This window comes from Rhizobium sp. N324 (assembly GCF_001664485.1).
Classification (GTDB): Bacteria; Pseudomonadota; Alphaproteobacteria; order Rhizobiales; family Rhizobiaceae; genus Rhizobium.
Genome location: NZ_CP013630.1, coordinates 608,867 through 628,491 on the forward strand (window position 1 = coordinate 608,867; position 19,625 = coordinate 628,491).

The 19,625-nt window shown below is 63.0% G+C and carries 14 protein-coding genes; 11 read left to right on the plus strand and 3 right to left on the minus strand.

The genetic code is table 11. The features are described 5' to 3' along the window. Positions 1-86: 86 nt before the first annotated feature. Both AMK05_RS02975 and AMK05_RS02980 read left to right on the plus strand, forming a co-directional pair. Positions 87-2,303 carry a 3-hydroxyacyl-CoA dehydrogenase NAD-binding domain-containing protein gene (locus AMK05_RS02975; protein ID WP_064836390.1) on the plus strand — a complete coding sequence of 739 codons (2,217 nt, stop codon included), beginning with the start codon at positions 87-89 and terminating at the stop codon, positions 2,301-2,303. A gap of 470 nt (positions 2,304-2,773) precedes the next feature. Continuing rightward, on the plus strand, positions 2,774-2,983 hold the full coding sequence (locus AMK05_RS02980) for a cold-shock protein (protein ID WP_003545273.1): 210 nt from the start codon (positions 2,774-2,776) through the stop codon (positions 2,981-2,983). Between the two features lie 221 nt (positions 2,984-3,204). Here the strand turns inward: AMK05_RS02980 and AMK05_RS02985 are convergent, their stop codons facing one another. Continuing rightward, entirely contained in the window at positions 3,205-3,705 is a 501-nt protein-coding gene (locus tag AMK05_RS02985) for a MarR family winged helix-turn-helix transcriptional regulator (RefSeq protein ID WP_082935612.1), read from the minus strand. A gap of 57 nt (positions 3,706-3,762) precedes the next feature. Here AMK05_RS02985 and AMK05_RS02990 point away from each other — a divergent pair, with 57 nt between their 5' ends. From AMK05_RS02990 to AMK05_RS03000, 3 genes are all read left to right on the plus strand, one after another. After that, a complete protein-coding gene (locus AMK05_RS02990) occupies positions 3,763-4,167 on the plus strand; it encodes a GFA family protein (protein ID WP_064836394.1) in 405 nt (134 codons plus the stop codon). Positions 4,168-4,287: 120 nt separating this feature from the next. Then, a complete protein-coding gene (locus tag AMK05_RS02995; RefSeq protein ID WP_064836396.1) occupies positions 4,288-4,752 on the plus strand; it encodes a YybH family protein in 465 nt (154 codons plus the stop codon). A gap of 263 nt (positions 4,753-5,015) precedes the next feature. Next, the gene (locus AMK05_RS03000) at positions 5,016-7,373 is read left to right on the plus strand and encodes a methyl-accepting chemotaxis protein (protein ID WP_064836398.1); all 2,358 of its coding nucleotides are present in this window, start codon (positions 5,016-5,018) and stop codon (positions 7,371-7,373) included. A gap of 43 nt (positions 7,374-7,416) precedes the next feature. Here the strand turns inward: AMK05_RS03000 and AMK05_RS03005 are convergent, their stop codons facing one another. Continuing rightward, entirely contained in the window at positions 7,417-8,610 is a 1,194-nt protein-coding gene (locus AMK05_RS03005; RefSeq protein ID WP_064836400.1) for an MFS transporter, read from the minus strand. Positions 8,611-8,737: 127 nt separating this feature from the next. Between AMK05_RS03005 and AMK05_RS03010 the strand changes: the two genes are divergently transcribed. After that, a complete protein-coding gene (locus tag AMK05_RS03010; RefSeq protein WP_064841252.1) occupies positions 8,738-9,292 on the plus strand; it encodes a TetR/AcrR family transcriptional regulator in 555 nt (184 codons plus the stop codon). Positions 9,293-9,294: 2 nt separating this feature from the next. Here the strand turns inward: AMK05_RS03010 and AMK05_RS03015 are convergent, their stop codons facing one another. Further along, complete coding sequence (locus AMK05_RS03015) at positions 9,295-12,798, minus strand: PAS domain-containing hybrid sensor histidine kinase/response regulator (RefSeq protein WP_064836402.1); 3,504 nt, start codon at positions 12,796-12,798, stop codon at positions 9,295-9,297. 221 nt (positions 12,799-13,019) lie between these two features. Here AMK05_RS03015 and mscL point away from each other — a divergent pair, with 221 nt between their 5' ends. The 5 genes from mscL (at position 13,020) to AMK05_RS03040 (ending at position 19,617) form a co-directional block, all read left to right on the plus strand. Next, a complete protein-coding gene (gene mscL / locus AMK05_RS03020; protein ID WP_049732903.1) occupies positions 13,020-13,457 on the plus strand; it encodes a large conductance mechanosensitive channel protein MscL in 438 nt (145 codons plus the stop codon). Between the two features lie 310 nt (positions 13,458-13,767). Beyond that, a complete protein-coding gene (locus AMK05_RS03025; protein WP_064836404.1) occupies positions 13,768-14,934 on the plus strand; it encodes a pyridoxal phosphate-dependent aminotransferase in 1,167 nt (388 codons plus the stop codon). Between the two features lie 395 nt (positions 14,935-15,329). After that, a complete protein-coding gene (galE, locus tag AMK05_RS03030; protein ID WP_064836406.1) occupies positions 15,330-16,364 on the plus strand; it encodes a UDP-glucose 4-epimerase GalE in 1,035 nt (344 codons plus the stop codon). A 108-nt stretch (positions 16,365-16,472) separates the two neighbouring features. Next, positions 16,473-18,434, plus strand: a complete 1,962-nt coding sequence (locus AMK05_RS03035) for a putative bifunctional diguanylate cyclase/phosphodiesterase (protein WP_064836408.1) — start codon at positions 16,473-16,475, stop codon at positions 18,432-18,434. 130 nt (positions 18,435-18,564) lie between these two features. Then, on the plus strand, positions 18,565-19,617 hold the full coding sequence (locus AMK05_RS03040; protein WP_064836410.1) for an enoyl-CoA hydratase/isomerase family protein: 1,053 nt from the start codon (positions 18,565-18,567) through the stop codon (positions 19,615-19,617). Positions 19,618-19,625: the final 8 nt, after the last annotated feature.

Below are 19,625 nucleotides of genomic sequence, written 5' to 3' on the forward strand. Positions count from 1 at the left end.
CGCCGAAGAGAAGCCCCTCCCCAACGCCTCCCCACAAGGGGGAGGGGCTTCACCGCCAAGAGAATTCAGGGAGAGGAATTCCCAAGATGAGCACCTACACCAATTTCACGCTCGAAACCGACGCCGACGGCATCGCTCTTGTCACCTGGGACATGCCCGGCAAATCGATGAACGTTTTCACCGCAGAGGTGATGGCCGAACTCGACGCCATCATCGACGCCACGACCGCTGACGCCGCCGTCAAGGGCGTCGTCTTCACCTCCGGCAAATCCTCCTTCTCCGGTGGCGCCGATCTGTCGATGATCAAATCGATGTTCAGTTCCTACCAGGAGGAGAAGGCAAAGAGCCCGGAGACGGCGGTGCAAACCCTCTTCGGTCTGGTCGGCCGCATGAGCGGCCTGTTCCGCAAGCTCGAAACATCGGGCAAGCCCTGGGTGTCGGCCATCAACGGCACCTGCATGGGCGGCGCTTTCGAATTGTCGCTCGCCTGCCACGGCCGCGTTGCCTCCAACGCCAAGAGCGTCAAGATCGCGCTTCCCGAGGTCAAGGTCGGCATCTTCCCCGGCGCCGGCGGCACCCAGCGTGTGCCGCGGCTCGCCAACGCCCAGGACGCGCTGCAGATGATGACGACAGGCCAGTCGCTGACCGGCTCCCGCGCCAAGGCGATGAACCTCGTGCATCAGGTGGTCGAGCCGGATCAACTGATCCCTGCCGCCAAGCAGATGATCAAGGACGGGCTGAAGCCGGTCGCCCCCTGGGACGAGAAGGGCTTCAAGGCGCCGGGCGGCGGTGTTTGGACGCCGGCCTCAGCCCAGCTCTGGCCGGCCGCACCCGCGATCCTGCGCCGTGAAACCTCCGGCAATTACCCGGCCGCGCTCGCCATCCTGAAATGCGTCTATGAAGGCCTGCAGGTGCCCTTCGATACCGGCCTGAAGATCGAGCAGCGTTATTTCACCGAGGTGCTGCAGACCCGCGAAGCCTTCTCGATGATCCGTTCGTTGTTCATCTCCATGCAGGAACTTGGCAAGGGCGCCCGCCGCCCGCCCGGTCTCCCGAAGACCGAGCTGAAACATGTCGGTGTCGTCGGCGCCGGCTTCATGGGCGCCTCGATCGCCTATGTCACGGCCGCCGCCGGTCTCCCGGTGACGCTGATCGACCGCGACATGGAAGCCGCCGCCAAGGGCAAGGCCGTCTGTGAAGGCCTGGTCAAAGATTCCGTCGGTAAGGGACGGTTTACGCAGGACGAGGCCGCAGCGCTGCTTTCCCGCATCACGCCCTCGGCCGACTATGCCGACCTCGCCACCGCCGGTCTCGTCATCGAGGCGGTGTTCGAAGATCGCGAGGTGAAGAAGGCGGTGATCGAGGCGGTTGAAGCCGTGCTGCCGGAAGGGGCGATCTTCGCCTCCAATACCTCGACCCTGCCGATCACGGGCCTGGCGAAGAACTCCAGGCGCCCGGCCGATTTCATCGGCATCCACTTCTTCTCGCCTGTGGAGAAAATGATGCTGACCGAGGTCATCCTCGGCAAGGAGACCGGCGACAAGGCGCTGGCCGTCGCGCTGGATTATGTCGCCGCGATCAAGAAGACGCCGATCGTCGTCAACGACACCCGCGGTTTCTTCGTCAATCGCTGCGTGCTGCGCTACATGTCTGAGAGTTACGACATGCTGATCGAGGGCGTGCCGCCCGTGATGATCGAAAATGCCGCCAAGATGTCCGGCATGCCGGTCGGTCCCCTGGCGCTGAACGACGAGGTCGCCATCGACCTGTCGTTGAAGATCCTCAAGGCCACGGCCGCCGATCTCGGTGAGACGGCGATCGACCCCAGGCATATGGAACTGATTTCCCGCATGGTGGAAGAGGAGGGCCGTTTCGGCCGCAAGAACCTCAAGGGCTTTTACGACTATCCGCCGAAACCGGCGAGGAAGTCGCTCTGGCCAGAATTGAAGAGCCTCTACCCGCAGAAGAAGGCTGAGGATGTCGACATCGCCGTCCTCAAGCAACGCTTCCTCGTCACCATCGCGCTCGAAGCCGCTCGCACCGTCGAGGAAGGTATCGTCACCGATCCGCGCGAAGCCGACGTCGGCTCGATCCTCGGCTTCGGCTTCGCGCCCTATACCGGCGGCGCGCTGAGCTATATCGACGGGATGGGCGCAAAGTCTTTTGTGGAGCTGGCGGAGAAGTTAGCAGCGGCTTACGGAGATCACTTTAAGCCGACGCCGCTGCTGAGGGATATGGCTGCCAAGGGTGAGACGTTTTATGGGCGGTTTGATCCCTATGCGGGGGCAAAAGCGGCGGCGTAAGCCGTTTCGCGGTCTTGGTCTTAACGGGACTAGCTTTTCCGTTGTGCCGTGGCCGCCCCCCTCTGCCCTGCCGGGCATCTCCCCCACAGGTGGGGAGATTGGCTGGGTTTACCGACTTCCCCAAATAACTGGCGTCACAGCCCGGCGAACCGGCAGAGAGACGGGAAGGTTTGGCCACTTGTCGATCTCCCCACCTGTGGGGGAGATGCCCGGTAGGGCAGAGGGGGGGCGGCCACGGTACGGCGGCAAAGACGTTTTCGCCCCAAATGCTTGAATTCGACTTTCCCTTACGGACGCCTTGTCACGGACACAATTCCCGATTAAACGTTCTCGCATCGATCTTGCTAGATGAACTTTGAAACGGCGCTCGCGTCGTTCCTGGCGAACTTCCTCCAAAATCGGTTTTCATCGTCGCTCGTGCTTCGGTACGCGCGGCAATCTTCTATGAGCGATTCGAAAAGGATATCGTCATGAGCACTGGTACCGTAAAGTGGTTCAACGCAACCAAGGGCTTCGGCTTCATTCAGCCGGATGACGGCGCTGCCGACGTTTTCGTCCACATCTCGGCCGTTGAGCGCGCCGGCATGCGCGATCTCAAGGATGGCCAGAAGCTGTCTTACGAGCTCGTCCGCGACAACAAGTCCGGCAAGATGTCGGCAGACCGCCTTCAGGCGGCCTAAGGCCTAGCAATTCCAGGAAAAGTGCGAAGCGGTTTTCCGTCCGGAATTGCGTTAAAACAAAAAGCAGCGCGTCCTCCTGGACGCGCGGGGCTTTGAATATCATCTCCGGATCGTGACCACGGATGTACTGGCACGGTTCGTTGAGATGGCAGGGAAGGTCGGGTTAGCCCGGCCTTTTTGCGTTTCTGGCTGGTCGCTACGCTTGCGCTCAGGGTGCGACCTCAGCCGCCAGCGGCCTCACCGCCCTCCAGCATCTCCATCACCCGCGCCATCACCGCCCGCGCCGCATCGAGTTCGGCTGGTGTAAACGCAGCACCCAGCCCATCCGCCCATCCGGCCTGCGCCATCTCGATGATACCGAGCCGGGCGGTGCCTTCCGCCGTCAGCCGCACCAGCTTGGCGCGCTGGTGCTGCGGGTTGTCGGCATAGGCGGTCAGTCCTTCATCCTCCAGCACATCGGCAAGCCGCTGCACGCCCTGGCGGGCGAGGCCGAGCGTGCGGGCGATCTGCGCCACCGACATGTCGCCGCGCCTTGCCGCGGCCAGCACCTGCCAGCGGGCGCTGGTCTGGCCTGCCGGCTTGGCCAACTGGTCGCCCGCCGCCGTCAGATGGCCGGCGAGGCGAAGGGCGGTGATTGCGAAGGCGGAAAAGGCATTGCCCTCCATCGTCCGCTCCGGTCGATTTTGTTTGACAACATGTTGTCTGTTTTGTATCTCATCCATAATGACAGCATATTGTCATATATGTGAGCCCGATGCAACGGCGAGGAGGAGCCCACCATGAAGAAGACCTACAAGGGAAGCTGCCATTGCGGCAAAGTGCACTATGAAGTGGATATGGACCTGGAAGAGGGAACCGGTCGCTGCAATTGTTCGATCTGCGCGAAGCGGCGCTACTGGGGCGCCAACGTCAAGCCGGAGGATTTTCGGCTGATGTGCGACCAGGCCGAGACAGCGGACTACCAGTTCAACACGATGAGCGGTCACCACCGCTTCTGCCGCACCTGCGGCGTGCCCGCCTTTGGCGATGGTTATGTTGAGGCGATCGGCGGCGCCTATGTCTCGATCAACATTGCCTGTCTCGACGATATCGCTCCTGAGGAACTGGCAGCCTTACCCGTCCGTTATTACGACGGCAGGCACGATGCCTGGTGGAACGAGCCTGAAGTGACGAGTTACCTCTGAGGCGATTCCGGCAAAATGGCGCGGCGGTTTGCGTCCGGAATTGCGAAAGCGGAAATGCATCCGTGTCGGATCGTCCTCCTGCCGTTCGTCCTCTGCCTGTAACGGAAAAGGAGAACGGTTGTGGAAGACGAAGCCAATGTCAGGCACGAGGAAGAGGCGGTTATCGCCATGCTGATGATGCGGGCCAAGGCGCTCGGCGAAAAGAACGCGGAGGAGGCGCTTTCCTATGAGGCCGACGATTCCGTCGAGTTTTCGCTGGCGCCGCCGCTCGTCAGCAATGGCAGGGACGCAGCCGGCCTGCAGGCCTGGTTCGATAGCTGGGAAGGCCCGATCGGCGGCGAAGTGCGCGATGCCAGGTTGACGCTCGGCGGCGATGTCGCCTTCTGGAGCGGTCTCATGCGCATGACCGGGACCAAGACCGATGGCGCCGAGGTCGATCTCTGGTTTCGCCAGACGCTGGGCCTGGTCAAGCGGGATGGCCGCTGGCTGGTCAGCCATCAGCACGCCTCGGTGCCCTTCGCCATGGACGGCAGCGGCCGCGCGCTGCTTGATCTGAAACCGCAAAGTGCCGGCCCCGTCGAATAATTCGGCTGCGCTCAAGCATGTCGCGCAGAACCGTGCAGCGGTTTTACGGCAAAGACATGCGTAAAAAAACAAATACTTAAAGCGCGGGCGCGGATCTGAAGGATCGCGTCTGTGCTCTCGCCAATAAGAACTTTCTTTTAATCAAATTTTGCCAGCATGAATATTGGGGGGCCTTCGGTTTTTGCTGGATGACGATAGTCTAAACGAGCCGGCGAATGGGACTTAAGGCGTGCGCCAGTACAGCAGCGAAGGCGAGCGGGAACATGCTTTTCAAGTCTACGACAAGTCGCAATCTTTTCTCTGTGGCGGCTTGCGGCGTTATTGCCGTTATTGTCGCCTCCAGCGTCATTTTCTATCGGTCCTATACCGAAATTCGCAGCGGCAGCATCGAGCAGATGCGCCAGATCGCGACATCAGAGGCGCTGAAGGTCGAAAGGGATATCGGCGGCACCGTGCATATCGTCGACGGACTTGACGCCGTGCTGACGACGATGAAGGAGCTGGGCGATACCGATCGCGCCAAGGCGGACAAGGTCCTGCTCAACATGCTGCAAGCCAACCCGGCGATCCTGGCGACCTGGACGGGGTGGGAGCCCAATGCTTTCGACGGCAAGGACAAGGATTATGTCGGCAAGGAAGGATACGATACGACGGGCCGCTATGTGCCCTATTGGGTGCGCAGCGGCGGCCAGATCACCCATACCGCGCTGACGGACTACGCAACGGCGGGGCCGGGCGATTATTATCAGCTGCCGTTCAGGCAGCGCAAAACCCTGGTCATCGAGCCGTATTCTTATGCGATCGATGGAAAAGACGTTTTGATGACCTCCGTCACCAAGCCGATTGTCATCGACGGCAAAGCGGTCGGCGTTGCCGGCCTCGATCTTTCGCTGCAGGATACGGCCAAGGCGCTGTCGGCCAGTCGCCCGATGGGAGCGGGCTTCCTCGGCCTGGTGACCAGCGCCGGCAAGATCGTCAGTCATCCCGATGCAGGCCTCATCGGCAAAAGCCTTTCCGAGACCGGGGCAAAGACGGCGGATTGGGACCGCCTGATCGCCAACCCCGGTGTCGAGCAGGAGGTGACCAATGAAGACGGCAGCGTCTCGCTGGCGATTGCCATCGCCGTCAAGCTTGCCGAGAGCCCCAATTGGTATGCGATCGTGTCGGTCCCCAAGGCAACGCTCTTCGGGGCGCTCTATGCCGTGGTGCGGGATGCCATCGTGGCGACGAGCCTGGCGGCTTTGCTGCTCGGCCTTGCCGGGTGGCTGATCGCACGCCGCTTCGTCGGCCGGATTTCCAGCGTCATTGCCGAGACTGCCGAGATTGCTGCGGGCAAACTCGATGTGACCCTGAAGGACGGCGACGCGAAGGACGAAATCGGTGATCTCTCGCGCTCGCTGAAAGCGCTGTTGGAGCGCAATCGCGACAGGGCGCGTCTGGAGGCCGAGGCGGAAGAAAACCGCGCGCTGCAGGAAAGGGAGCGTGCCGAGCGCGCCCGGATCGACCAGGCTCAGGAAGCGGATGTCAAATTCGCCGTCGGTGAATTGGCGCTTGGCCTGGCCAAGCTTGCCGAAGGCGACATGACGAGCGCGCTCGAGCATCCTTTCGCCGCGACGCTTGACGAGACCCGCATCAATTTCAACGAGTCGGTCGTCAAACTGCGTTCGGCACTGGTGTCCTTCTCGCATAATGCCGAGGTCATCCAAAGCGGCACCGAGGAGATCCGTTCTGCTGCCGACGATCTTGCGCGCCGGACGGAGCAGCAAGCCGCCTCCGTTGAGCAAACCGCCGCAGCGCTTGAGCAGATCACGACATCCGTCAAGGATTCGACGGCGCGGGCCGAAGAAGCCGGATCGATGGTCGTTCGCACGAAGGAAAATGCCGAACGTTCCGGCCAGATCGTGCAACGGGCCGTCGAGGCGATGAACGACATCGAACAGTCCTCCAAGTCGATCTCGAATATCATCGGCGTCATCGACGAGATCGCTTTCCAGACCAATCTGCTTGCGCTGAATGCCGGCGTCGAGGCGGCGCGTGCCGGTGAAGCCGGCAAGGGTTTCGCCGTCGTCGCTCAGGAGGTGCGGGAGCTGGCGCAGCGCTCGGCCGGCGCCGCCAAGGAGATCAAGGCGCTGATCGGCGCTTCGGGCGGCCAGGTGCGCCACGGTGTTGCCCTGGTGCGTGAGACCGGCGATGCTTTGGAGGGGATTGTTCAGGAGGTGCAGCAGATCGACCGCAATGTCCACGCGATCGTTCAATCCGCCCGCGAGCAGTCGACCGGCCTTCAGGAAATCAACACCGCCGTCAATCAGATGGACCAGGCGACGCAGAAGAATGCCGCCATGGTCGAGGAGTCGAATGCCGCCGCCCACACGCTTGCGACCGAGGTCTCCGCCCTCTCCGGACGGTTGGGCCAGTTTCGCCTCGATGCGGGCACGGGCGTGACCTCGGCAATGTCGCGTTCGAATGCGCCGCGCCCGATCGCTGCTCCGAAAATCGTATCGTCGCACGCCGCCATCCCGGTTCCCTCGCCGGCTCGCGCCTTGAAGAAGACGCTGGCGACCGCGTTTGGCGGCGGTTCGAAGGCGACAGCCCCGGCCGAGCATGGCTGGGAGGATTTCTGATCCGATCCGCTCAACGGGATAGAGACGTTCGTGGCGGCCGTGTTCAGGCCGCCGCCTTCCGCCGTCCGGCGCGAAGCCCCAGCAGTCCGGCGCCCATCAACAGCAGAATTGCCGTCGCATAAATATCCGTCGTCAGCGCATAGCCGGCCGATTTCGCCAGGAACCCGGCAAGGATCGCCGGCAGGCTGAAGGCGAGATAGCTCTGCACGTAAAAGGCCGACAGCAGCCCGGCGCGCTCATCCGCCTTGGCGAGCGGCATGATGGTGCCGAGCGAGCCGAGGAAATTGGTGCCGAAACCGGCGCCGGTAAAGACCGTGCCGATCAGCAGCAGCGGCACATTGGCAAGATGCACGCCGGCAACGACCGTCAGAATGCCGAGCGCCTTGGCCGATACACCGAAGCCGAGATTGGCCGATGCCGACTTGCCGCGCCTGAGATAGACGGTGATCGCCCCGCTCGTCATCAACGCCGTCACCACCGCCCCGCCGGTCAGCGGCGCGCCGCTGCCGGTGGTGCTGGCGACCAGCGACGGCACCAGCGAGAGATAGAAGCCGGCAAGCGTCCAGTTGGCGATATTGATCGGCGTCACCAGCGACAGCGGCCGCTTCACCTGCTGGGGAACCGTGACCCTGGGGATCAGCGACCCGAGCGCGCCCGGCCGTGTGCCGCCGGTCTCTCGCGTCAGCCAGATGCCGGCCGCCAGCAGGGTGAAGGCGAGAAGCAGCAGCGCATAAATGAGATGCATCGGGAAAGGGCCGTATTGGATCAGGGCGCTGGTGCCGACCGCGCCCACCGCCATGCCGCAAAGCGGCGCGATCGAATTGACGGTCTGCCCCTTTGCCCGGTCGACATCGACGAGAGCGGCGCCGAGCGAGGCGCCGGCGATGCCGGTCGCAATACCCTGGACGATCCGTGCCGCGATTAGCCAGCCCGGGCCGCTGGCGACGACGAAGAGACCCATGGCGATGATTTCGAGCATAAGAGCGAAAAAGATTACCGGCTTGCGGCCGAGATGATCGGAGATCGAACCGGCGGTCAGGAGTGCTGCCAGCAGCGCGAAGGCGTAGACGGCGAAAACCACGGTGATCAGCAGCGGCGACAGCGAGAAATTCTGCTGATAGATCCGGTAGAGCGGCGTCGGCGCCGCCGAAGCGCCGAAGAAGGTGGCGAGCGTCAGCGCATGAAAACCGATCGAGGGGCGCTGCGCATTCTCGGTGGATTTGGCTGCGGTGAGCATATATAAGCCCCTTAAAGCTAAGCCGTTGCGTTAGCTCCATGTAGGGCGAATGCGCGGTAAAGGCAAATTCTTTGCGTTTATGGTTCTGTCAAAGATTTTGAACCATGGGTGGGATCGGGTTGAAGGCATGGCAGCGAAAGAGAATCTCCGCCCGGGTGGCAGAAGCGCCCGGGTTCAGGCATCGGTGCACAAGGCGGTTCGCGAGCTGCTGGCCGAGATGAACCGCGCCGAGGTGACGATCCCGCTGATCGCCGCCAGGGCCGGTGTGACGCCGTCGACCATCTATCGCCGCTGGGGCGACCTGCAGGAGCTTCTGGCCGATGTCGCCGTCGAGCGGCTGCGGCCGGATATGCAGCCGGTCGATGCCGGCAGCGGCAAGGCCGATCTTCAAGCCTGGGCCGAGCAATATGCCGAGGAAATGTCTTCCGGGCCGGGCCGCGAGATGATCCGCGACGTGCTGGCGGCGCAGGCGGGCGACAATGCCTGCAAATGCTGCGAATATACCCGCCAGCAGATCGTCCTCATCGCCGAGAGGGCAAAGGCCCGCGCCGAAAGCTTCCCGGATGTCGAATGCGTCATGGATCAGGTCGTGGCGCCGATCATGTACCGCATCCTGTTCGGCGACGTGCCGGATGGCGCGCGGGTGCGTGATTTGGTTGCGCGCGTCATGAGCGCGGACTGATCTTATTCGGCGGCGGCGCGCTTGAGGCCGGAAATCTGGGTGATGTAGGCGCGCAGCGCCGCCGGCCGCACCGGCTTGTGCTGGACGGCGATGTCTTGCCGCTCGGCCTCGCTGCGCACCTCCGGCGTGCGGTCGGCGGTAACGAGCAAAGCGGGGATATCGGCGCCGAACTGCCGGCGCAGATGCAGGATGGCGGCAATGCCGGTGCCGTCGTCGAGATGATAATCGGCGATGATGAGATCCGGCGGCCCGTCACGGCCGTCGCTGGAGATCACGTCGGCGAGGCAATCGAGCGCCGCGACCTCGCAGCCCCAGCCGCTGAGCAGCAGCCGCATGCCTTCGAGAATCTTCGGCTCGTTGTCGATGCAGAGGATCTTCAGTCCCTTGAGCGGCTGCCCCGGCCGCTCAGTGGCTGCGATAGCCGCAGCCACCTCGGCCGGGCACGAGACGTCGAGCGGCATGGCGATGCGGAACGCCGTGCCCCTGCCATGCGTCGAGTGCAGCTCCACAGGATGGTTGAGCACGCGGGCGATGCGGTCGACGATCGACAGGCCGAGCCCGAGGCCGGAGGCGGTTTTTGCGCCTTCGTCCAGCCGGGCGAATTCCTTGAACACGGTGCGGAATTTCGACGGCGGAATGCCGATGCCGGAATCGATCACCTGGATGATCACCTGGTTGCCGCGCCGCCGCGCCCCGACCAGCACCTTGCCGGTGATCGTGTATTTGATGGCGTTGGAAACGAGGTTCTGCACCAGCCGGCGCAGCAGGTTGGGGTCGGAGCGCACCCGGAGCGATGTCGGCATGACCACCAGCTTTAGCTGTTTTTCGCGGGCGATCGGCGCGAAGTCGGTTTCGATTCGCTTCAACAGGTCGGAAAGCGCGACGGCAGCAAGCCGAGGCCGCATGGCGCCGGTGTCCAGCCTCGAGATATCGAGCACCGCGCCGAGAATGGTTTCGACCGATTCCAGTGCCGAATCGATGTTGCGCACGATCGGGCTGTTGTCGGATTGCGCCATGCGCTCGACCAGCGCCGAGGAATAGAGCCGGGCGGCGTTCAGCGGCTGCAGGATGTCGTGGCCGGCGGCGGCGAAGAAACGGGTCTTGCCGATATTCGCCTCGTCGGCGGCGGCCCGCGCCTCGGCAAGCTCGTGGTTGACGCGGGTCAACTCGGCCGTGCGTTCGGCGACGCGCTGCTCCAGCGTCTCGTTCGCCTGTTTCAGCGCCTGGTCGGCGCTGACGCGCTGGGTGATATCGGTGAAGGTGGCGACGATGCCCTTGTCCGGCATGGCGTTGGAGCGCACCTCGATGATCCGTTCGCCGCCGCCAAGCACCAGGGCGAAGGGCTTGTCGAGCGTCAGGAAATGCCGAACCGTCTGGCTGAGATCGCCGGGCGCGATGTCGCCGCGCTCGCTGAGCGTTTTGACGATATCGGCGAGCGGGAAGCCGACCTGGCCGGCACTTTCCGGCAGGTCCAGCAATTGCCGGAAGCGCCGGTTCCAGATGGTCAGCCGGTTGGAACTGTCGAACACGGCGATGCCCTGGTCCATCTGCGAAAGCGCGGTCTGCAGCATGTCCTGATTATATTGCAGCGCCTCGCTCGCCTGGTCGAGCAGCCAGGCGGTGTCGGAAGAGGCGTCCTCGGTTTTCTGCAGGATCAAAGACAGCACCAGCCGGGCCGAGGACGAGCCGATGGCGCTGCCGAGCAGCTGCTCGCTGAAATGGATGAGCGCCATATCGGCCGGTTGCTCGTCTTCAAGCTTGCGGCCGGAGCTTTGCTCATAGGTGGTGAACGAGCGCTGCATGCGCTCTTCGCCGAGATAGCGCGAGATCGCCGCCTTGAGATCGCCGACGCTGATGCGCGTCTTCCAGCCGCGCGTGGCAAATTGCGAGCGCGAATGCCGCTTGACGAAGATGCCGGCCTGGATGCGTTCCAGCGGCCTGGCATTGCGGGTGAGCGAGCCGACGATGAAGAAGGCGGTGTTGGCGAGCAGGCTCATGACGGTCGCATTGACCAGCGGATCGGCGTCGGGCGCGGCAAACAACGTGGTGCCCGGGAAGATGAAACCGAGCACGGCGCTCGCCACATAGGAATAATCCGGGCCGCCGAGCGAGGGCAGGAACAAGAGATAGATCCAGATGACGAAGCCGGAGGTGAGCCCGAGGATCGCGCCGCGTGCATTGGCCCGCCGCCAGATCAGCCCGCCGAAGAGGGCAGGGGCGATCTGCGCGATCGCCGCAAAGGAAAGCAGGCCGATCGAGGCAAGGCCGGCGGTGCTGTCGGTCGAGCGGTAATAGGCATAGCCGAACAGCAATACGGCGAAAATGGCGCTGCGGCGGATGTTGAGCAGCGTCTTGGCGAAATTGTCGCGCTGGCTGGCGCGGCCGGCGAGTTTGCGCCTGAGGAAGATCGGCATGATGATGTCGTTGGACACCATGATCGACAGCGCCACGGAATCGACGATGACCATCGCGGTTGCGGCGGAGAAGCCGCCGATGAAGGTGATCAGCGACACCACCGGCATCTCGCCGGCGAGCGGCAGCGACAGCATATAGAAATCGGCGTTGCCTGCGCCGCCGAAGGTCAGCAGCCCGCCGATCGCCACCGGCAGCACGAAGAGATTGATCGCAATGAGATAGCTGGGAAACAGGAAGCCCGCGAGTTTCAGCTGTTTCGGCGTCCGGTTTTCGACGACCGTCACGTGGAATTGCCGTGGCAGCAGGATGATCGCGAAGGCCGACAGCGCGATCAGGGTGATCCAGCGGCTGATCGGCGTGTGGTAGCTGAGCGCCGACATCACGAGGCTGTTGTCGATCGTCTTCTGCCAGAGATCGGTCGGGCCGTCGAAGAGAAACCAGATGACGCAGACGCCGGCCGTCAGGAAGGCGACGAGCTTGACCACGGATTCCATCGAGACCGCCAGGATCAGCCCGTCCTGATGCTCCGTCGCGTCCGTGTGCCGGGTGCCGAACATGATGGCGAAGCAGGCAAGCACCAGCGTGGCGAGAAGGGGCAGGTCGAGGAAATAGAGATTGCCGCTGCCGATGCCGTAATCGGACGGATTGACCATGGCGCTGACGGTGCTGGAGATCGCCTTCAGCTGCAGCGCGATATAAGGAATGGTGCCGATCAGCGAGATCAGCGCCACGATGGTGGCGACCGTCGGGTTCTTGCCGTAGCGGGCGGCGACGAAATCGGCAACCGAGGTGAGCTTCTCCGCCTTGGCAAGCTCGATGATCCGGCGAAGCAGCGGCATGCCGAGCGTGAAGACCAGGATGGGTCCGATATAGATGCCGGCAAATTCCAGGCCGCGCTGCGCCGCAAGCCCGACACTGCCGAAATAGGTCCAGGAGGTGCAATAGATCGCCAGGCTCAGCGCATAGACCACCGGCCAGCCGCCGTCCAGCGCGCCCGGGCCGCGCTTCTTGCGGTCGCCATAGCTCGCCACGGCGAAAAGCAGGAGCAGATAGCCGAAGGCAGACGCGAATATGACCCAGCCTGGAAGCATTGACCCTCCGCCGGCGGAAAACCACCGGGACCTCCCGCAACGTCGATCAGCTTAAGTCATTTCAGGCGCGTTGAAAATTCCCGCCCGTCTAGGCCTTAAGTCAAAGGCCGCCGGGCGTATCGCCAAATAATCGCGATTGTCGATTGATTAATTGCAATGAAGATGTAGCTAATGAAATCCATCGCATACTGTCTGAAATGGATCGAAGGGAGACGGATCCGATGCTCAACGAATTCAAGGCCTTTATCGCCCGCGGCAATGTCATGGATTTGGCGGTCGGCGTCATCATCGGCGGCGCCTTCGGTGGCATCGTCAAATCCCTGGTCGACGACCTGATCATGCCGATTGTCGGCGCCATTTTCGGCGGCTTCGATTTTTCCAATTATTTCCTGCCGCTGTCCTCGGCCGTCAACGCGCCGACTCTTGCCGCCGCCCGCGCCCAAGGGGCGGTCTTTGCCTATGGCAGCTTCCTCACCGTACTCATCAACTTCCTGATCCTTGCCTGGATCATCTTCCTGATGGTCAAGGGCGTGAACTATCTGCGCCTGCAGGTCGAGCGCCAGGAAAAGGCCGCACCGGAAGAGCTGCCCCCACCGCCGGCTGACGTTCAGCTGCTGACGGAGATCCGCGATCTGCTGGCCAGCCGCCCGACGGCCTGATCGGGGCCCCGCTACTGTCGTTCGCGTCGATAGCTGCCCCTCACCCTAGCCCTCTCCCCGTAAAAACGGGGAGAGGGGACGTGCCTTGCGAGAGGTAGGTGGGGACTGGAGAGGTCGCGGCAGATCCCCTTCTCCCCGTTTTACGGGGAGAAGGTGCCGGCAGGCGGATGAGGGGCGGGCGTCAATCTCCCAGCGGGATTTTTTCCGTCGGCCGGCCAGGCCATTCATCACGAAAATCGATATGCCATCACTCGATATCATGGGATTTGCCGGCATAAATCTTCTATGAAGGCGGAAACCGGAGATATGCATGTCGATTGTGAAGAGCCTCAGCCCGCGCGCCATGGCGGCGCCAGAAAGCGGGATCGTCGAAGTCGTCAATTATGCCCGCGGCCGGCAAGGCCTGCTGCCGCTTTGGGTGGGGGAAGGCGACCTGCCGACGCCCGATTTCATCAGCAGGGCGGCGATGGACGCGCTTGCTTCAGGCGAGACCTTCTATACCTGGCAGCGCGGCATTCCCGAGCTTCGCCAGGCGCTTTCGGATTATTACCACAGGCATTTCGGAATCCGGCTTCCGGTCGAGCATTTCTATGTCACCGGTTCCGGCATGCAGGCGATCCAGCTCTGCGTGCAGGCGCTGACCTCGCCGGGTGACGAGTTCGTTTATCTCACCCCCGCCTGGCCGAATATAGCCGCCGCCCTCGAAATCGCGGGCGCGTGCTCGGTCGGCGTCGAGCTGCAGTTCGAAGGCGGCAGATGGGCGGTCGATCTGAACCGCGTCGAAGCCGCCATCACCCCGAAGACCAGGGGCATCTTCGTCAACACCCCGTCGAACCCGACGGGCTGGACGGCGACGAAAAAGGATCTGGCCGATATCCTGGCGCTGGCCCGCCGGCACGACCTCTGGATCATGGCGGATGAAATCTACGCCCTCTATTATTTTGCCGGCGGACGGGCGCCCTCTTTCCTCGATGTGATGGAGCCCGACGACAAGATCGTCTTCGTCAATTCCTTCTCGAAGAACTGGTCGATGACCGGTTGGCGCGTCGGCTGGATCGTCGCCCCGCCCGAGATGGGACAGGTGCTGGAAAATCTCATCCAGTATTCGACATCGGGTGTCGCCCAGTTCATGCAGAAGGGTGCCGTCGCAGCCCTTAATCAGGGCGACGATTTCGTTGCCGCCAATATCGCCAAGGCGGCCCGCTCCCGCGATATTCTCTGCGATGCGCTTGTTGCCACCAACCGCGTCGAGACGCTGAAGCCGGACGGCGCGCTTTACGCCTTCCTGAAGATCGACGGCGTCGCCGACAGCCGCAGTGCTGCGATCGACATCGTCGACAAGACAGGCGTCGGCCTTGCCCCCGGAGCCGCGTTCGGCGCCGGCGGCGAACTCTTCCTGCGCGCCTGTTTTCTGCGCGATCCCGTCCAGGTGGCGGTCGCCGCCGAGCGTCTCTGCGACTATATCCTCAAGCGCTGACATCGGTCCGGCCTGTTGCGAAAAGGAGCGTCATCCACGGTCCAGGAGATAGGTGAGGGCTGCCCCTCATCCGGCTGCCGCCACCTTCTCCCCGCTCGCGGGGCGAAGGGGATGTGCCGCAACCTCTCCGTCCCCCGCCAGCCTCTCGCAGGGCACGTCCCCTCGCCCCGCAAGCGGGGAGAGGGTTAGGGTGAGGGGCAGTCATCAGGCGCGAATGCCGCGATTTCGTGCCGGAATCGGCCGATCGATAAAACTTGAGCAAAGCCTGAAATCGGCCTCTAACCACAAGTCCAAACATACCGGTTCAAAGGCCCTCGAACGGCCATTCGATAAGAAAATTGGAAAGAAAAACCGGGCCTGATGCCCCTGCTATAAACAAGGCAGGGATGCGGGACATGGCGGTTTTGGTGACGGGCGGCGCCGGATATATCGGCAGTCACATGGTTTGGGCGCTGCTCGATGCGGGTGAGGATGTGGTCGTGCTCGACCGCCTCTCCACGGGCTTTCGCTGGGCCGTGGCGCCGGCGGCGCGTTTCTATCTCGGCGATGTCGCCGATCCCGCCATATTGAAGAAGATCTTCATCGAAAACGACATCGAGGCGATCATCCATTTCGCCGGCTCCGCCGTCGTCCCGGTCTCGGTCGCCGATCCACTCTCCTATTACGACAACAACTCAGGCAAGACCCGGGCGCTGCTTACCGCTTCGGTCCAAGCCGGCATCCGCAACTTCGTCTTCTCCTCGACCGCGGCCGTGTATGGTCAGCAAAAGACCGACCTGCCGGTGAAGGAGACGGCCCCGCTCAATCCGGAAAATCCCTACGGCCAGTCGAAGCTGATGACCGAATTCATGCTGCGCGATGCCGCCGCCGCCTATGATTTCAACTACGTCGCGCTTCGCTACTTCAACGTCGCCGGCGCCGATCCGGATCACCGCGCCGGCCAGTCGACCTCGGGCGCCACCCACCTGATCAAGGTCGCCTGCGAGGCCGCGCTCGGCAGGCGCGACAGCGTCAATGTCTATGGCATCGATTATCCGACCCATGACGGCACCGGCGTGCGCGACTACATCCACGTCAGCGATCTTGTCGATGCCCATCTGAAAGCGCTGCAGCACCTGCGCCGGGACAAGGGCTCGCTCGTTGCCAATTGCGGTTATGGCAGCGGCTATTCCGTGCTCGACGTCTTGAACATGGTCACCCGCCTGCACGGACATTCCTTCAAGATCCACATGGCGCCGCGCCGCGCCGGCGATTCGGCCAGCGTCGTCGCCGACGCCTCGCTCGCCCGCCAGGTGCTCGACTGGAAGCCCAAGCACGATTCGCTGGAAACCATCGTCCAGAGCTCGCTCGACTGGGAACTCTTCCTGGCAAACAGAAACGTCGACGACCTGAACAGCATCCACCGGGCACTCGCAGCCGCTTCCTTCTGAGCGGCGTGAGCGCTGACCATCCCCGTGCTTGCGGGCCTCGTATGCCGTCACGTGAATAAGGATTGATCAAGCTTTCTCTGGCCGGCTCGGGCCGACGGAAAAGGGAAGATGAAGAACTTTCTGGCCTCATTGCGGTTGCAAAAAGACAATCCCACGCTTCTGACGGCGCAGTTCCGGGCCTTGTCGTCGCAGATTCCCATTCTCTATATCCTGCTGGTTATCAACGCCCTTGCGGTGGCGATCACCCACCTCGAATCCGCGCCGCTCTGGCTCTCGCTCTACATTCCCATTGCCTTGAGCATCGTCTGTGTCTTCCGTCTCTGCTGGTGGGAGATTAAGGGCAAGGAAAACGTCACGCCCGAACGGGCCTTCAGACTGATGAAGCTCACCATATCGGGCGCCGCCGTCCTCGCGATCGCTTTCGGCAGCTGGGCGATCGCGCTTTATCAGTATGGCGATGCTTCGCAGCAGGGCCAGATCGCCTATTTCCTGGTCGTCACCGGCATTTCCTGCATCTTCTGCCTGATGCATCTGCCGATGGCCGCAGCGCTGACCACCGTGATCACCTTCTTGGCCATGGTCGCGAGCTTCATGTTCTCGGGCAACCCCGTTTTCGTCGCGACCGCCGTCAGCGGCCTCTTCCTGGTCCTGCCCTTCCTCAGGGTGATCAACAGTTATTTCCAGAATTTCGTCGGCTTGGTGCAATTGACCAAGGAATTGAAGCAGAAGCGGGCGGAAGCCGAGGAGCTGAACCTCGTCAACAGCCGCAATGCGCTGCATGACCAGCTGACCGGCCTCGCCAACCGCCGCAGCTTCTTTCAATCGCTGGAACAGCGGCTGCAGAAGAATCCGTCCGCGCCGCCGGTCCTCGGCATTCTCGATCTCGACGGCTTCAAGCCGGTCAACGACGTCTTCGGCCATGCCGCCGGCGATCTCGTGCTCAAGGAGACCGCCCGCCGCTTCACCGCCCTGGTCGGCGAAGCGGGCATCGTCTCGCGTCTCGGCGGCGACGAGTTCGGCATCATCTTTCCCTGCTCGATGACGCGCCAGGCGATTGCCGATCTCGGCCAGGCGCTCTGCGCCGCCGTCCGCGATCCCTACGAAATCCCCGATGGCTCGGTCCGCGTTTTCGGTTCCTGCGGCATCGTCTATCCCGAGATCGGCAGATACAGCGCCGAGGATCTCTACGAGAAAGCCGATTTTGCCCTCTACCAGGTCAAGAGCAAGCGCAGCAGCGGTGTCGAATTCTTCTCGAGCGAGCACGAGAAGATCCTGACGCAGCGCCACCTGATCGAACTCGAGCTGCAGGCGAATGATTTTGCCGGCGAATTGAAGCTCGAATATCAGCCGATCGTCGAATTGAAGAGCGGCCGCGTCGTCGGCTACGAGGCGCTTGCCCGCTGGGACAGCGCCCGCTTCGGCCGCATCAGTCCCGATGCCTTCATTCCCGCCGCCGAGCGCACCGCCGTCATCGGCCGGATGACGCGCATCCTCTTTGCCAAGGCGCTCGAAGCGCTGGCGATCATTCCACGCCATCTCAAGCTGTCTTTCAATCTCTCGGCCCGCGATATTTGCGACCATGAGACATCGACGGCGCTGCTTGGCATGATCACCCGCTCCGGCATCGATCCCCGGCGCATCGAATTCGAGATCACCGAGACGGCGCTGCTCTCCGATTTCGATACCGCCGACCAGGTCATTTCAATGCTGCGCGCCGCCGGCATCTCGATCGCGCTCGACGATTTCGGCACCGGCTATTCGAGCCTCAGCCATATCCACCGGCTCGGTTTCGACAAGCTGAAGATCGACAAGGCCTTCGTGATGAATCTCGATCGCGACGCCCGTTGCCTGAACATTACCCGCTCGGTCGCCAATCTCTGCCAGAATCTCGGCATTGCCTCCGTCGCCGAAGGCGTCGAAAGCGAAGCGATCGCCGAGGGTTTGAAGGCGATGGGCGTTCGTCTGGCGCAGGGTTATCATTTTTCGCGGCCGCTGCCGCTGGAACTCGCCATCGACTACGCCGCCCGCTGCGAAGCCGCAGCACCCGCCCGGGATTCGCTGTCTGCTTGACCGGTCGATCCCCTGCCGGTCTTAAATCGACTGGAGCCACGCTGCATCGTCGTCTATGCATGATCTCAAGCCTTTCCTGGGCAGAAGGCTTCAATCTGACCAGGAAAGGCTGGAACAGCGGAGGCGAACCATGCAGGACAACGAAGTCATCATTGAACGCCGGGGCACCGCCGGCATCATCCGGCTCAACCGGCCGCGGGCGTTGAACAGCCTGACGCTGCCGATGATCCGGATGATCACCGACGCGCTTGATGGCTTTGCCGATGATGCCGCGGTGGCGAGTGTCGTGGCGACGGGCGAGGGGGAGCGCGGCTTCTGCGCCGGCGGCGATATCCGCGCCCTGCATGAGAGCGCCCGCGCCGGCGACGGCCTCGCCGGAACCTTCTGGCGCGAGGAATTCCGCCTCAACCATCAGATCGCCTCCTACCCCAAACCCTATATCGCGCTGATGGACGGCATCACCATGGGCGGCGGCGTCGGGCTCTCTTCGCATGGCCGCCACCGCATCGTCACCGAGCGCACCCGGCTCGCCATGCCCGAAACCGGCATCGGCTATGTCCCCGATGTCGGGGCCACCTGGCTGCTGCCGAAGGCGCCCGGCGAAGCCGGAACATGGCTCGGCCTGACCGGGCTCGATATCGGTGCCGCCGACGCGATCCACGCCGGGCTGGCCGATCGTCACATCGCATCGTCGCGGCTCGGCGCGGTGATCGAGGCGCTGTCGGTCCTGCCCCGCGGCAGCGCATCCAGCGACGTCGATACCCTCTTGCAGCAGCTTGCGGAACCTGCCGGAGAAAGCCGGCTCAGGCAGAACGCGGCGATGATCGACCGCGCCTTTCGTTTCGACAGCGTCGAGCAGATCCTGGCGGCACTGGCCGGAGAGGAGGGCGACTTCGCCGCCGAGACCCGCCGGGTGCTGCTGACGCGCTCGCCGACCAGCCTGAAACTTGCTTTGGCACTGCTGAGAGCCGGCCGCCGCAGCGCCTCGCTGGCCGAATGCCTCGGCCGTGAACTCGGCGCCTGCCTGCAGATGCTCGATAATCCGGATTTCTTCGAAGGCATCCGCGCCGCCGTCATCGACAAGGACCGCAACCCGAAATGGTCGCCGGCCTCGGTCGAGGCGGTGGGAGCTGCAAGGATCGAGCATTTTCTGAAGCCGGCCGAACCGCCGCTGTCTCTCTGAGACGATAG

What these genes read in the sequence shown, in the direction of transcription:
- AMK05_RS02975 (WP_064836390.1), top strand. Translation starts at nt 87, where the DNA reads ATGAGCACCTACACCAATTTCACGCTCGAAACCGACGCCGACGGCATC.
- AMK05_RS02980 (WP_003545273.1), top strand. Translation starts at nt 2,774, where the DNA reads ATGAGCACTGGTACCGTAAAGTGGTTCAACGCAACCAAGGGCTTCGGC.
- AMK05_RS02985 (WP_082935612.1), bottom strand. Translation starts at nt 3,705, where the DNA reads ATGGATGAGATACAAAACAGACAACATGTTGTCAAACAAAATCGACCG.
- AMK05_RS02990 (WP_064836394.1), top strand. Translation starts at nt 3,763, where the DNA reads ATGAAGAAGACCTACAAGGGAAGCTGCCATTGCGGCAAAGTGCACTAT.
- AMK05_RS03000 (WP_064836398.1), top strand. Translation starts at nt 5,016, where the DNA reads ATGCTTTTCAAGTCTACGACAAGTCGCAATCTTTTCTCTGTGGCGGCT.
- AMK05_RS03005 (WP_064836400.1), bottom strand. Translation starts at nt 8,610, where the DNA reads ATGCTCACCGCAGCCAAATCCACCGAGAATGCGCAGCGCCCCTCGATC.
- AMK05_RS03010 (WP_064841252.1), top strand. Translation starts at nt 8,738, where the DNA reads ATGGCAGCGAAAGAGAATCTCCGCCCGGGTGGCAGAAGCGCCCGGGTT.
- AMK05_RS03015 (WP_064836402.1), bottom strand. Translation starts at nt 12,798, where the DNA reads ATGCTTCCAGGCTGGGTCATATTCGCGTCTGCCTTCGGCTATCTGCTC.
- mscL (WP_049732903.1), top strand. Translation starts at nt 13,020, where the DNA reads ATGCTCAACGAATTCAAGGCCTTTATCGCCCGCGGCAATGTCATGGAT.
- AMK05_RS03025 (WP_064836404.1), top strand. Translation starts at nt 13,768, where the DNA reads ATGTCGATTGTGAAGAGCCTCAGCCCGCGCGCCATGGCGGCGCCAGAA.
- galE (WP_064836406.1), top strand. Translation starts at nt 15,330, where the DNA reads ATGGCGGTTTTGGTGACGGGCGGCGCCGGATATATCGGCAGTCACATG.
- AMK05_RS03035 (WP_064836408.1), top strand. Translation starts at nt 16,473, where the DNA reads ATGAAGAACTTTCTGGCCTCATTGCGGTTGCAAAAAGACAATCCCACG.
- AMK05_RS03040 (WP_064836410.1), top strand. Translation starts at nt 18,565, where the DNA reads ATGCAGGACAACGAAGTCATCATTGAACGCCGGGGCACCGCCGGCATC.